The sequence below is a fragment of the Acetobacterium wieringae genome (assembly GCF_023700225.1).
GTDB lineage: Bacteria > Bacillota > Clostridia > Eubacteriales > Eubacteriaceae > Acetobacterium > Acetobacterium wieringae.
In genome coordinates this window covers 3540173-3553681 of the sequence record NZ_CP097897.1, presented here as the reverse complement: position 1 = coordinate 3553681, position 13509 = coordinate 3540173, and the positions used below count along the sequence as shown (strand labels likewise).

Annotated in this window: 12 protein-coding genes; 11 read left to right on the top strand and 1 reads right to left on the bottom strand. The window is 40.7% G+C overall.

Features of this window, described 5'->3' with window-relative positions; translation table 11 throughout:
• The 8 genes from CHL1_RS17410 (at position 1) to CHL1_RS17375 (ending at position 7976) form a co-directional block, all read left to right on the top strand.
• Positions 1–834, top strand: a complete 834-nt coding sequence (locus tag CHL1_RS17410) for an AraC family transcriptional regulator (protein ID WP_250934196.1) — start codon at positions 1–3, stop codon at positions 832–834.
• 234 nt (positions 835–1068) lie between these two features.
• Positions 1069–1353 carry a transposase gene (locus CHL1_RS17405; protein WP_070370063.1) on the top strand — a complete coding sequence of 95 codons (285 nt, stop codon included), beginning with the start codon at positions 1069–1071 and terminating at the stop codon, positions 1351–1353.
• Positions 1311–2264 (top strand): IS3 family transposase, encoded by a 954-nt coding sequence (locus CHL1_RS17400; protein WP_338076062.1) that lies wholly within the window; start codon positions 1311–1313, stop codon positions 2262–2264. Before CHL1_RS17405 ends, CHL1_RS17400 begins: the two co-directional genes overlap by 43 nt.
• A gap of 86 nt (positions 2265–2350) precedes the next feature.
• Positions 2351–2890 carry a DUF6144 family protein gene (locus CHL1_RS17395; RefSeq protein ID WP_070370731.1) on the top strand — a complete coding sequence of 180 codons (540 nt, stop codon included), beginning with the start codon at positions 2351–2353 and terminating at the stop codon, positions 2888–2890.
• Between the two features lie 320 nt (positions 2891–3210).
• The gene (locus CHL1_RS17390; RefSeq protein ID WP_250934195.1) at positions 3211–3777 is read left to right on the top strand and encodes a hypothetical protein; all 567 of its coding nucleotides are present in this window, start codon (positions 3211–3213) and stop codon (positions 3775–3777) included.
• 16 nt (positions 3778–3793) lie between these two features.
• Entirely contained in the window at positions 3794–5440 is a 1647-nt protein-coding gene (locus tag CHL1_RS17385) for a GH3 domain-containing protein (protein WP_250934194.1), read from the top strand.
• A complete protein-coding gene (locus CHL1_RS17380) occupies positions 5437–6579 on the top strand; it encodes a histidine kinase N-terminal 7TM domain-containing protein (protein ID WP_250934193.1) in 1143 nt (380 codons plus the stop codon). The genes CHL1_RS17385 and CHL1_RS17380 overlap by 4 nt, the downstream gene beginning before the upstream one ends.
• A complete protein-coding gene (locus CHL1_RS17375; protein WP_250934192.1) occupies positions 6579–7976 on the top strand; it encodes a bifunctional diguanylate cyclase/phosphohydrolase in 1398 nt (465 codons plus the stop codon). Before CHL1_RS17380 ends, CHL1_RS17375 begins: the two co-directional genes overlap by 1 nt.
• Before the next feature lie 275 nt (positions 7977–8251).
• Here the strand turns inward: CHL1_RS17375 and CHL1_RS17370 are convergent, their stop codons facing one another.
• Positions 8252–8674 (bottom strand): hypothetical protein, encoded by a 423-nt coding sequence (locus CHL1_RS17370; protein ID WP_250934191.1) that lies wholly within the window; start codon positions 8672–8674, stop codon positions 8252–8254.
• A gap of 360 nt (positions 8675–9034) precedes the next feature.
• On the opposite strand from CHL1_RS17370, the gene CHL1_RS17365 reads away from it, so the two are divergent.
• Genes CHL1_RS17365 through CHL1_RS17355 form a run of 3 tightly spaced genes read left to right on the top strand, consistent with a single transcriptional unit; the run spans position 9035 to position 13491 of the window.
• Positions 9035–10495: an extracellular solute-binding protein gene (locus tag CHL1_RS17365; RefSeq protein ID WP_250934190.1), complete on the top strand. Its 1461-nt coding sequence runs from the start codon at positions 9035–9037 to the stop codon at positions 10493–10495.
• 35 nt (positions 10496–10530) lie between these two features.
• Positions 10531–12807 (top strand): GGDEF domain-containing protein, encoded by a 2277-nt coding sequence (locus tag CHL1_RS17360; protein WP_250934189.1) that lies wholly within the window; start codon positions 10531–10533, stop codon positions 12805–12807.
• Between the two features lie 3 nt (positions 12808–12810).
• Positions 12811–13491 (top strand): EAL domain-containing protein, encoded by a 681-nt coding sequence (locus tag CHL1_RS17355; protein ID WP_338078325.1) that lies wholly within the window; start codon positions 12811–12813, stop codon positions 13489–13491.
• The last annotated feature ends 18 nt before the right edge of the window (positions 13492–13509 follow it).

The window sequence follows — 13509 nt, the reverse complement described above, 5'->3', positions numbered from 1 at the left end:
ATGCTAAGAAATGAATGCGTCAGCAAGGCCATTGATTTTATTATTGATAACCTCAATGAAGAAATCACCATCGCTGATGTGGCGGATTATTGTCATCTGTCCAAGTATTATTTATGCCGGATTTTCAAAGCCGAAACTGGTGAAGGGGTCTATGCCTTTATCAAGCGTTTAAAAATGGAACAAAGCGCTATTGAAATGAAGCTCGGCAAAGATAAATCAATTACCACTATCGGAAGCAGTTATGGCTACAGCTCATCAAACTACAGCTCCGCATTTAAAAAGCACCATCATCGTTCCCCGGCAGAATTTCGCAAAACCGTGAATACCAGCGATGCCCCTCACCCCTATCGTCCCGATCAACTGGCACGATTTCAGGTCTTTGAAGGGTATGATCAGAAGATTGAGATCCGGCAACTAGCCGAATTCCGGGTGCTTTATGAGCGGTATCTGGGAAATTACCTTGATCTGGGCGCCCAGTGGGAAGTTTTTACGGCCAAACATCATGAAGAGATTCATGCCGATACCCTCCTCATTGAACGCTACTATGATGATCCGGCCATTACCCGGGTCGGCCAATGTTTATACGATTTGTGTATGACTATCGATGCCAACGGTGAGTGTTCCAACAGCACGATGATCGGCGCTGGAAAATTTGCGGTTTACCGCTTTGATGGGCTGATCGAGGATATCTATGAAACCCTTCAGGGCATTTATAATATCTGGCTGCCAGACAGCGGTTATGAAATGGATGAACGCTATGGTCTTAATATTTATCGTCAAATTGACCGAGCGCACAGCCAGGTGATCATGGATTTATGCATTCCCGTTAAATAGCGCAAGAATTCAGAAGTAAGAAGACAGACGTTCTTTTATAATGATAAGTGTCAAGAGACAGGGGTCGATTTGAAAGAGGTTTGTTTTTTTTATTGGAAAATAAACAAATAACGGCCTGCTTCAAAAAGCCAAACGGTGGTGCTAGAATAAAAATAGTACAAATCGAAATGAGAAAATCCAAAATTAATAAAAACATGGTACGATAAAAGAATCGTACTGAAGGAGGATCTCATTATGGCAAAACAACATGATAAACAATTCAAACTGGATGCAGTCCGGTACTATGAAGAACACAAGGAACTCGGTCTGCGTGGATGCGCTGAAAATCTCGGCGTTGGTTACAGCACGCTGGGAAAATGGAGCAAGGAACTTCAGGACAGCGGCAGTATTGAATGTCGTGGTTCAGGTAATTATGCATCGGATGAAAGTAAAGAAATCGCGCGTTTAAAACGCGAGTTGCGTGATACCCAAGATGCATTGGATGTCCTAAAAAAGGCCATCGGCATTCTGGGAAAATAACCGAAGCGATTTATGTTGAGATTGCTAAAAAGGCGGAAGCTGCTCATCACGAGAAGCGCCGGGTTTCCGTCTCCGGAATGCTGCAAAAACTGGGTGTATCACGAACCGGGTATCGATCATGGATTAACAGAAAACCATCGAATACCCAAAAACGACAGGAAGTTCTTAAAACCAAAATTGAGACCATTTATAACGACTCAAAGCAAAATTATGGAGCTCCGAAAATCACCGAAAAATTGAAACAGAGCGGTGAAATAATTGCTGAGCGGACTGTCGGCAAATACATGAAACAAATGGGTATCAAAGCTCAATGGATCAAACCTTATACGATCACGACTAAAGATTCTGACTTCAGTAAAAAACTCAGAAATATTCTTGACGAACAATTTAATCCCGAACGCCCCAATGCTGTCTGGTGCAGCGATATTACCTATATTTGGACAATGGACGGATTTTTTTATCTAACCAGTATCATGGATTTGTATTCTCGAAAAATCATTGCCTGGACGCTGTCAAAAACAATGGAAGTTTCCTGTGTAATCGACACTGTTAATAAAGCTAAAAGCCGTCGAAATCTCGATGCGCCATTGATCATTCACAGTGACCGCGGCAGTCAGTTCGTTTCAAAAGAATACCAGAAGGCAACGGCAAAAATGCAGCGAAGTTATTCTAAAAAGGCATATCCCTGGGATAATGCCTGCATTGAATCCTTTCATGCCATTATTAAACGTGAATGGCTCAATCGCTTTAAAATCCTTGATTATAACCATGCTTACCGGCTGATCTTTGAGTATCTGGAAACCTTTTATAATACAACTCGAATCCACAGTCATTGTAATTATATGTCGCCGAATAATTTTGAAAAACTTTTTACTAAAACACAAAATGAAAATTTACAAATAGCAGGTTAAAATGTGGGTGTCAAATTCTCATTTTAATTTGTACTAAATCTTGACATAGGACCACGGATGATAAAACAAAAACGGAGGATGTTAAAATGTTTGATATCAGAAAAATTCAGGAACAGGTTATTTTTCAGGCGGTCAAAGATCAAAGCAACGAGGCGGTTGCTAAAGCAATCGTAGTTGGTTCGGATGAATCGGAGAATAACCCGAGCTGGGTTAAAGCGACAATGAAACGGCTGGAAAAGCAGTTTGATCGCGACACGGTTGTGCAGATTCGCAGAAATTGCCAGTGTGGTTACGGCATGGATGAGCGCTTGGCGCTGCTCAACGAACTGCTCGCCGAATCAGCGAGTCTGGAAGAATTCGGTAGTCAGGCCAAAGCCAATGCGGCGGGGCTTTATAGTGATAATGGGGAGCTCTATCTCCAGTTTCTATTTTGCCCCTGCCCGATGTTGGAAGGGGTTGACCGGCTGGAGACGGATACCTGGTGTCAATGCACCACCGGTTACAGCCAGGTTCTTTTTGAAAAAGCATTCCAGTGTCAGGTCGAGGTGGAGCTTCTGAAAAGCATCAAAATGGGTGATAACAACTGTCTGATGAAAATTATTCCCGAAAAAGATATCTGGAAGTAAAGATCAAAATACCAACCGAAGAAATACCTTCAATTAGAAAAACCGGTGCTGCAGATAAAAATGCCGCTTCGGTTTTTGTTTTATTGAGGGCGGCCGGAGGTTACCGCAATAGTCATCAAATGGAATATTTATGTCAAACTCGAATATATATTTTTCCGTAAAGCGATAAATAATTGCAAAAAAATTAGAATAATAGTATTATATCAACTAAGTAACTAATTATTGCATAAATTGTTCTGAAATAGCATAAAACCCAGCGATTCAAGTGGAACAGTAAAATGCCACAATTGCCGAAACAACAAATTATTTAAGAGAGGCGGATGTATGCTTTTTATATTAATTGGGCTTCTAGCATTTCTTTTTTTGCAGTGTATGACATCAATAGTGTGATTTTTAAAAATAATGTTATTAACAGTTTCTTTTTTTTAGGTTCGTTCCTTTTAATTTTTGCGACAGTGGGAATTATTTTGGCATCATTTAATGACATTATTTGGGACTTGTGGTGGATGAGTATTTTTGGAATTCTTTCAATTTTTTTTCTGATCTTGTTGGTCTATACCCTTTTCTTTGCTTTACCATTTAATGAAACGTATATAATTAATAATGGATCGCCTAAAGTTTATCGAAATGGTTTGTATGCCTTATGCAGGCATCCCGGCGTTTTATGGTTTGCCGGATTCTATTTCTTTTTATGGCTGACGTTGAGAATCCCAATGTTATTATGGGCAGGAATTATTTTTTGTAGCTGCAATTTTTTATACATTGTTTTTCAGGATCGCTGGACCTTTATACATGCTTTTGAGGATTATAATGACTATAAGAAAAGCACGCCTTTTATTATTCCAAATTTCAAAAGTATCAAACGTTGTTTACTGACATTAAAGTAAGAAAAGGAGCAATTCAGTGAAGTTTGAAGAAAAATTAAAGAATCGCCAATATGAAATGTTATGGCAGGAATATTGCGGTTTTTTAGATCTGGATATTGATTCCTACATGACCATCCAAAATCGTCTGATGTTGGAACAAATCTCACTATGGAGTCATAGCGAGCTTGGCAAACAAATGCTCAACGGGAAAAGACCTGAAACCACCGATGAATTCAGAAAAATGATGCCTCTAACCACATATGGCGACTATGCGGATGTTTTACTGCAAAAAAAAGGGGAAATGCTCCCGGATCAGCCGGTTTTATGGATCCAAACCACTTGGGAAGGAGGGAAACAACCGATTAAGGTAGCGCCTTATACGAAGAGTATGCTGGATACGTATCGCAATAATACAATTGCCTGTTTAATGCTTTCCACCAGCAATGAAAAAGGGAAGTTTGATGTCCGTGCGACAGACAAAATTCTCTACGGATTAGCACCGCTTCCCTATGCAACAGGATTACTTCCCTTGGTATTAAACGAAGAAATTGGTATTGAATTTTTGCCATCGGTTAAAGAAGCTGAAAAAATGACGTTCAGCGAGCGTAATAAAAAGGGTTTTAAATTAGGTCTCAGAAAGAATATCGACTATTTTTTTGGTCTGGGAAGTGTTACCTATTTTGTTAGTCTCAGCTTAGCTTCTATGGGGAAGACCTCAAACCAAACTTCGTCAAATGATTCTAAAAGCAGTACAATGAAATATTCTCTACCGATGTTGGGGAAATTCATCTTGGCAAAATATCGATGCAAAACAGAAAATAGAGATCTTAAGCCAAAGGATTTGTATAAGTTAAAAGGCTTTATGGTGGCAGGTACAGATAACGATTGTTATAAAGATGATCTGGAGGATTTGTGGGGCATTCGTCCGATGGAGATATTTGCGGGAACAGAACCGACCTGTATTGGAACTGAAACCTGGACGAGGGATGGGATGTATTTTTTCCCGGATGCCTGTTTTTATGAATTTATCCCGGAAGATGAAATGAACCGAAGTTTTGAAGAGCAGGACTATCAACCCAAAACATATCTGATGGATGAAGTAATATCAGGAGAAAAGTATGAGCTCGTGATTTCAGTATTCAAAGGGGGCGCCTTTATGCGATACCGGGTTGGTGATGTGTATCGGTGTATCGGTTTAAAAAACGATGAAGATAAGACCAGAATTCCTCGTTTTAAGTATATCGACAGAATTCCAACGATAATCGATATTGCCGGATTTACACGAATTTCAGAGCACTCTATTCAAACGGCAATTGATTTATCAGGTCTTCATATTGAGGAGTGGATTGCAGTAAAGGAATATAATGAGCATAATCGCCCCTTGATACATATGTATATTGAAATAAAAACAACATCTCTAGTTAGTCATGGACTTGGAAAGGAAATACTAAAAGAACATTTAACCGTTTATTTTAAATATGTTGACCACGATTATAAAGATCTAAAACGTATTTTAGGAATGGATCCTTTAGAGATCACTATTTTGAAAAGTGGTACATTTGAAGAATATAAAAAGCAGACTGGAAAAAGATTGAGGCATATCAATCCGTCAAAGCATGAAATAAAAGAACTTTTATTAATTGAAAAACAGAACTTTTCGATTAATCGTGGATGGGGCGGATGATGGATAGTTTTGTATATATACCGATTACAGCGTTATGCTGTTATGCCTTTTTACTGCTGGCTTTTATGGCTGCTAAAAAAAATAAGCTGATCAATTCATTCTTGCTTTTTTTATCTGCAATGATTTTATGGACAGGCGGTTCGTTTTGCATGCGAATGCAATTATGGCCAAGTCTTGATTTTTGGTATAATATCTCTGTTCTTGGCTTAACGTTAATGCCATTTGCTTTTTTTATTTTTGTGATCGAATTTATTGGGCTAAAGGATCGATTTTTTAAACGCTGTTATCTACTGATTATTGCGCTGGTAAACATAATTAATGTCTTAACAGGCTTTTTTCTTAGCGCTCCGGAAGCCATAAATGGAACCGATGGAAAAGTCAGTTTCGTCTATAATGTTTCATGGCCGGTAATTATTTTGTTTGTTGTATGTGTTGCAATTACATTTCATGCACTGTATTTATTATATAAATACAGTAAAACCAATGAACTGGCAAAAAAACAATTCACACCCATAGTCTTTGGCGTTTTTATTTTAGTGGTTGGTCATCTTGCCTTATTTGTGCCAGTGTTTAAAGGTTTTCCAACCGACATCCTATCCGGTGTTTGTTTTGCTTTTTGCTTATTTTATGCATTATACAGGCGTCGCTTATTCAAACTAACGCTCCTGGTTTCCCGGGGAAGTTGTTATGGAATTGCGGCGGTGTTGTCATTGTTGCTTTTTTCGAATTTCATTAATTTGTTTCAAACATTTATTGATACCAACTTGTCTGATTTTAAAGAACACAGTGTTTTAATTATTGCTGTGTTTTTTACCTTTGCTACTTTTTTTATTTATCAGGGAATGAAGCGGTTTATTGATAAAGTTTTTACGAAAGAAGAAATTCATCAAGCAGAAAACTTAAAAGAGTTCAGTATAACCGTTTCGAAAAGCTTGAATGTAAATGAAATCTTGGAAGAATTAGTGGATGTTATTCAAAAACAATTACCGTCAAAAAAATATATATATGTATCAGAAATGAGAAAAATGATTCTTTTTTTATGGTACACAGCACCAGTCCGCTCGATAAAAAGTTTTTTTCTATCCAGGAAGATAATCCGATTGTTACATGGTTATCCAATAACGAAGGCTGTCTGCTAATGAAAGATTTCAAACGAACAGTTGCATACAAATCGATGTGGGAAGTAGAAAAAAAACAATTCGCAGATTTGAAAATCGAATGCTTTGTATCGCTAAAAGATGGGTCTGAATTGGTGGGGATCGTCTTACTTTCCGAAAAAGAAAAATACAGCAGTTTTACCTATGATGATATTAATTTTCTGGGCTCGATCGAATCGATCGGATCCATTGCGGTTAGAAATTCCAGGCTTTATGAAAAAGCTTATTTCGAAGCAAGAACTGACGAATTAACGGGTTTATTGAATCGCAAATATTTTTATGAAACCTTACATAGCGAATATGAAAAGAACAAAGGCCAATCGCTGGCGCTGATTATTCTGAATATTGATGATTTCAAATTGTACAACCAACTTTACGGCAATAAGGAAGGGGACATTGCACTTCAGATGATTGCAAGAATTATTCAGGCTTCTGTTGGAAGCAATGGATACGTAGCCCGATATAGCGGCAAGGAATTTGCAATTATTCTTCCCCTGTATGATTTACGAAGAGCAAAAAATTTGGCGGAAAATATTCGCTTGCAGATAGCGGATATGAATAAACATAATAAGGAGTATCGTTTAAAAATACTGACCCTCAGTGGGGGAATTTGTGCAATACCCTATGCGGCAAGCAGTGTAAAGGAATTAATCGATAATGCCGACAGAGCGATATACTATGTTAAAAGAAATGGTAAAAATGCAATTATGACCTATTCTGAGCGAGATCAGAATCTTGCGGAAGGAAATGTTACAGCAGAAACTTTAAAACAAAAAGAGAAAGTATATTCTGACTATGAAAAAACAATTTATGCACTAACTGCAGCCATCGATACGAAGGATCATTATACCTTTGATCATTCCAATAATGTTGCCTACTATGCGGTAGGACTTGCCTACGCTTTTGGTATGAATAAAGAAACGGCAGAAATGATAAGAGAAGCGGCGTTATTGCATGATGTTGGAAAGATCGGTATCCCCGAACAAATCCTGAATAAACCAGGGAAACTTACGAATGAGGAATACGAAATCATGAAAGGTCATGTGGAAAATTCAATCGATATTATCCGGCACCTCCCATCACTTGATTATGTCATCCCGGCAGTTATTGGACATCATGAACGTTATGATGGCTCAGGTTATCCAAGAAGAATTTCAAAACAGGATATCCCAATGTCGGCAAGAATTTTATGTATCGTCGATGCCTTTGATGCCATGATATCTGAACGTTCTTACAAGGAAGCCTACTCAGTGAGTCATGCATTGAAAATTATTGAGAACGAGGCAGGTCTGCAGTTTGATCCGGAATTGGCCCATGTTTTTGTAGAATCCATAAGAAATGGATTGATTATGATTAAGCAAACGCCTTATAATCACTAATCTTCTCACTACTTTTAGGATGAGGTAGCTTAGTCAAAAGCGGATCTTTTCAGCAACCATCGGAATGGGACATACTTGAGTATGGGGGACTGAAAAATCTCTGGGGTAATATCTTGTTCAATCTGAGTTATTTTGTTGAAACTGAGTAGAATACAGCAGTTTAACGTTTCGTTTGCGATTGGAAAAGCAGGTGTGGTTGGGTCAGAAAAAACCGAGACAAGCTGCTGAATAATAACAAACGAGACGTTTTTTATGGCAAAAAACTTTTCTCAAAATTAGGATCCATAATTTTGAGAAAAGGCATCAACACGATTATAGGTATTATTAAAGATAAACAAAGCGTGGGCATCAACATCATAACTGATCATGCCAAGGTTATCCAGCGTGCCAATGAATTGATCACTTTCAAAGCGCTGCCCATTAGTTAGGACAAGCAGCCCCGAGACATCTTCGTACGTATAAACAACCTTCACCCATTTCCCGAGGGTGCGGTTTTCAATAATAACCTGATGATCTGCTGTAAACTCATAGGTTTCATAGTAGCCGTTATCGCCCAACAATTCCCATTTGCCGACGAGCTGATCCGGGTCGTCAGTAAGCACTGGTGGTTTATTTTCGGCAGCCGGTTTGACAGAACAGCCACATAAAACAGCAAATAGAAACAGTAGTAATCCGGTAATCCAAACGTTTCTTGTCATCTTTATCCCCTTAACACAATAAAATTTGAAATGACTAAAGTATAAAGGTTTGAGAACCCGGATTCAAGTTATTTATAAAACACCATGGGTTATATTTTGAGTTGTTTTAAAACGGTGTTAGTTTTTGGCAATTTTTTCATATCGAAAGACTGAGGTAGTCTTTTATTTCTGCAATAGTTCTTTTCATCGAGTCAAACCTCTGATAAAATACCAGTAAATAACGGAAGTTTTCTGAAATAGCATTACAAAAAAAACTCAGAAATAAAAAGTTAAAATCAGAAGAATATTCGTATATGAGGGCAGTGTTATTGACAGCGTAAAAATCTAGCGATTTATAAATTAAAGGAGTAACAGAAGTAAATGAAAAGAAAAATTAAATTGGTTTGTTTGGTTATAAGTGTGTTGATCACACTGACAGCCTGCTCAACCGGGGAAAAAACAGCGCTCGATCCTAAAAATCCGGTTTCGATTACCCTGTGGCATTATTATGTCGGGGATAATAAGATTGCCCTGGAAAAAGCGGTGGATGCGTTTAACACCAGTGTGGGTTCTGAAAAAGGGGTGGTGGTTAGTGCGGTGGCCAAAGGCAGTGTTGCGGAACTTGAAAAAGCGGTTACTGATGCCGCCAATGGCGTTATCAATGCCGAAGCCATGCCGGATCTGTTTTCCTGCTATCCAGACAAGGCGTTAGAAATAGATGCGTTGGGAAAATTGTGTGATTTAAACGATTACTTTACCGAAGCCGAAAAGGGGCTGTATGTGGAAGAATTTTTAAACAGTGGCCAATTTGATGGCGAGCGGCTACTGATTCTGCCGATTGTCAAAAGTACCGAGCTGCTCTATGTTAATAAAACTGCTTGGAGTAAATTTGCCGCAGAAAGTGGTCTGGACGCCAGTAAGCTTGGCACCTGGGAAGGGGTTTATGCAGCGGCTCAGAGCTATTATAAGTGGACAGATGCTCAGACCCCCGAAACAGTCGGAGATGGCAAAAGCTTGATGGGAGTTGATTCGGTGGCAAATTATATCATCATCGGCAACAAGCAATTGGGGGTTGAAGTCATTGATGGCAAAAATCAGCAGGTCGTCTTAAACCGGGAAGTGATGAAAAAGATCTTTGATACCTATTATGGCGGTATGAGCCTGGGTTACTTCAATGCGGTCGGCAAATTCCGGTCAGATGATATTAAGGCCGGGGATCTGGTAGCCTACGTTGGTTCATCATCGGGTGCCGCCTATTTCCCAACCTGGATCGAGAAAGACAATACACAGCAGCCCATCGATTTTCTGGCGCTCTCCTACCCGGTCTTTGCCGGTGGCAGCCCCGACGCAATCCAGCAGGGGGCGGGGATGAGTGTGACCAACTCGACCCCTGCTAAGCAGGAAGGGGCGGCCGTTTTTCTAAAATGGTTTACTGCTGAAGCTCAGAATATTGATTTTGCCATGACTACCGGGTACCTGCCAGTGCAAGCTGGCGCTTACGAGAATGAAGCCTTTAAAACATCGCTGGAGACGTTAAGTGCTGGAACAGCGGCTGATCAAAATATTGCAAAAGTCTATGAGATCGCTCTGGATCAGATCATGGAACGGGAAACCTATGCGTCACTTCCTTTTAAAGGCAGTTATGAGGTGCGAACGACGCTGGAAAAATCATTGACGGCAATGGGTGAAGCTGGCCGTCAAAATACAGTGGTATTAAAGGAACAGGGCATGTCAGAAGCGGAAATACTGGCAGCGCTGGATCTTAATGCCCGGTTTGAAGAGTGGTTGACCGTTATTCGCAGCCAGCTTGATGAGTCCGGGATAGCCTATATTGAAAAGTAATCAAGCTTTAAAAAACAGTTGATAAGGAAACTTACATGAAAAAGACCTGGACCCTTCGAAGACAGTTAAATATATTATTGGCCTTAATTGTCACCTTTCAAAGCCTGGCCTTACTATCGGCACTGTGGGTATCCCAGGTCTTTTTCATTCTGGATGCTGAAGCGGTACGATTGTTGAACAATACCACCGAAACACGGAAGAAAACATTTGATGCGTCGGTGGGTCAGACGATTGCGAATGTCGCCAGTGAGACCGAACAACTCAATGCCGCCTTAATTTTGTTAGCTCAGCAGCAGGGCAGTACGCCCGATGCCTTGTATCTCAATGATCCAGCGTATTATGAAACGGCTTTGCTGGCCAGTCAGTCGCTGGTAGCAATCCTGAAAGAAAACCAGGTGACCGGGGCCTTCTTTGTTTTGAATGGTTCAAATTCGAATAAAGACGATTCAGCGGCGCATTCGGCGGTATATATTCGCAACAGCACTCCGGATAATGGTGCGACGTCTAACTATTTACTGGAAATTGGCCCAATTGCGGTATCCAAACAATACACCATGGCTACCAGCATCCGCTGGAATCTGGATCTGCGTCGAGAAAATTCAGCCGGAGTCTTCGATTTTTATGAGAAACCAATCTGGGCCAGCAGTCAGTTTAAAAATGCTGAAATGGAGCGGTATGGTTATTGGGCGCCGCCCCGGGATCTGTTGCAAGACAATCAGCAGGTTGTTACCTATACCTTGCCACTTCTTGATGAAGATGGGAATGGTTATGGAGTGATGGGAATCGAAATTGATATGCCTTATTTTAGCCAGCATTATCTGCCGGATTCCGACCTCCTTTATCACAACAGTTTTTATGTGATCACCCAAATGATCGATCAGACCCTGAATCTGGACTGGTTTATTCCCAGTGGGGTTTTGGCAGAAACCTATTTAAAAAGTGGCGAGCAATTGAAGCTTACAAAAGGACAGGATAAGGGGATTTTTGAAACCCGGCTGGGGGCACTGGGGACAATGGTTGCTTCAGTCCAGAAACTGAAGGTTTATAGTGATAATTCTCCTTTTGCCGATCAGAACTGGACCCTGGCCTGTCTGGTGCCGAAAGATGTTTTGCGGGAAAATTCGGTATCCGTGCGGGAGAAGCTGATTTACAGCATTTTGCTGACCACCGTCCTGGCTTTTGGGGCCGTTTTTGTACTGGTTTACTTTTTTACCCGGAAGATCTCGCGGTTGTCAAAATACGTCCGGGAACTGTCGCCCTACGATGAGATTTATTTCAAACCCACGGGTATGCGGGAGGTTGATGACCTGACGACAGCCGTGCAATTGTTAAACCAGCGCTTGATGAATGTCTCCAAAACCACCTTTAAAATACTGGAATTGAGTTTGTTGCCGATTGGCGGTTACGAAGTGCTGGAAAACAACCAGGTGATCCTCACCGATTTTGTCTATTGGCTGCTCCATCTGGATCCCGGTAGTGTGGTATCTCAGGATGACTGGTCCCGCTACTATCAGCAGGTGACCAAAAAACCGGTGGCAGGTCAGGAAAATATCTACGAATATTACGATGCCTATACCGAAAAACAGATGTGGCTGCGGATTCTCGAAGCCAAGTCGCCCAATGGGCTGGTCGGGGTGATCCAGGATGTCACCGACGACATTGAAGAAAAACGACGGTTAACCAATGAGCTGGATTATGATGCATTGACAGGGTTATTTAGCAACACCGCCTTGAAACGGGAAGCGACGAGGAGAATAGCAGAAAAACCCAATGAAATTGGGGCGATGATTTTTATTGATCTGGACAATCTCAAATATATTAACGACACCTTTGGCCATGATGTAGGGGATCGTCTGATTATCCGGGCCAGTGAAATTTTCCGCTATTTTGAACAGTATGACGGCATTATTTCCCGGATTTCCGGTGATGAGTTTGCCATTTACCTCCATGATTGCGGCAATCAGGACGAGCTCCGTCAGATAATTAAAAACCTTTATCCTTACGGGAAGTCTTTTTTATTGAACACACCGGATGGTAATGAGAATCAGATTCGTTTTTCGGCGGGGGTGGCCTGGTATCCACAGGATGCCAGCAACGTTCTGGATTTACTGAAACGGTCGGATTTTGCCATGTATGAGGCCAAACACAAGGAAAAAGGTCGTTTGTTTGAATTCAATCGGGAGTATTATCAGCAGATGTCCTACCTGCTGGAAAACCGCGAGGCCATCAATCGCTTGCTTGATGAGCGGACGGATACGCTTTGCCTTTCAGCCCATCGTCGATTTAAAAAGTGGCGAAATTATGGGTTATGAGGCATTGATGCGGTACCGCTGCTTGACAATTTCAAAAATCCCAGGGAGATTCTGGCTGTAGCGGCTCAGTCAAAACTGGCACAACTGGAACGAATGATCATATTGATGGCGTTTCAGACCCTTGACGAGCATACCGAAGAACTTGGAGAACGCAAAATATTTATCAACAGCATTCCCAGCCAGCGTTTGAATGATGAAGATCACCTGTTTGTTGAAACGCAATATCGTCAACATTTCAAACAGGTTGTCATCGAGATTACCGAGGAAGATAGCCGCAACATCGAGCTCTTATCTGAAAAAATACACTATATCAAAAACAATGGGATGGCGATTGCTCTGGATGATTTTGGTAGCGGTTATTCCAATGAGATCCGGATTTTATCGCTGTTGCCGGATATTATAAAGATTGATATGGAGATGATTCAGGGGATTAACAACAATGCGGACAAACAGAATTTGGTTGCTAATCTGGTCGAATTTTGTCATAACAAGGGCGTTAAGGTGGTGGCCGAAGGTATTGAAGCCTCAAATGATCTGGCCACGGTTATTGCGATGGGCATTGATTATGCTCAGGGGTTTTATCTGGGTCGGCCGACGTTTGAGTTTGCGATAATCGATCCGGAATTGCAAAATGAAATTCAGGCATTACAAAAGAAAGTCACCCAAAGTTTATTGGAAGAATGAAACAATGATTAAAAAATG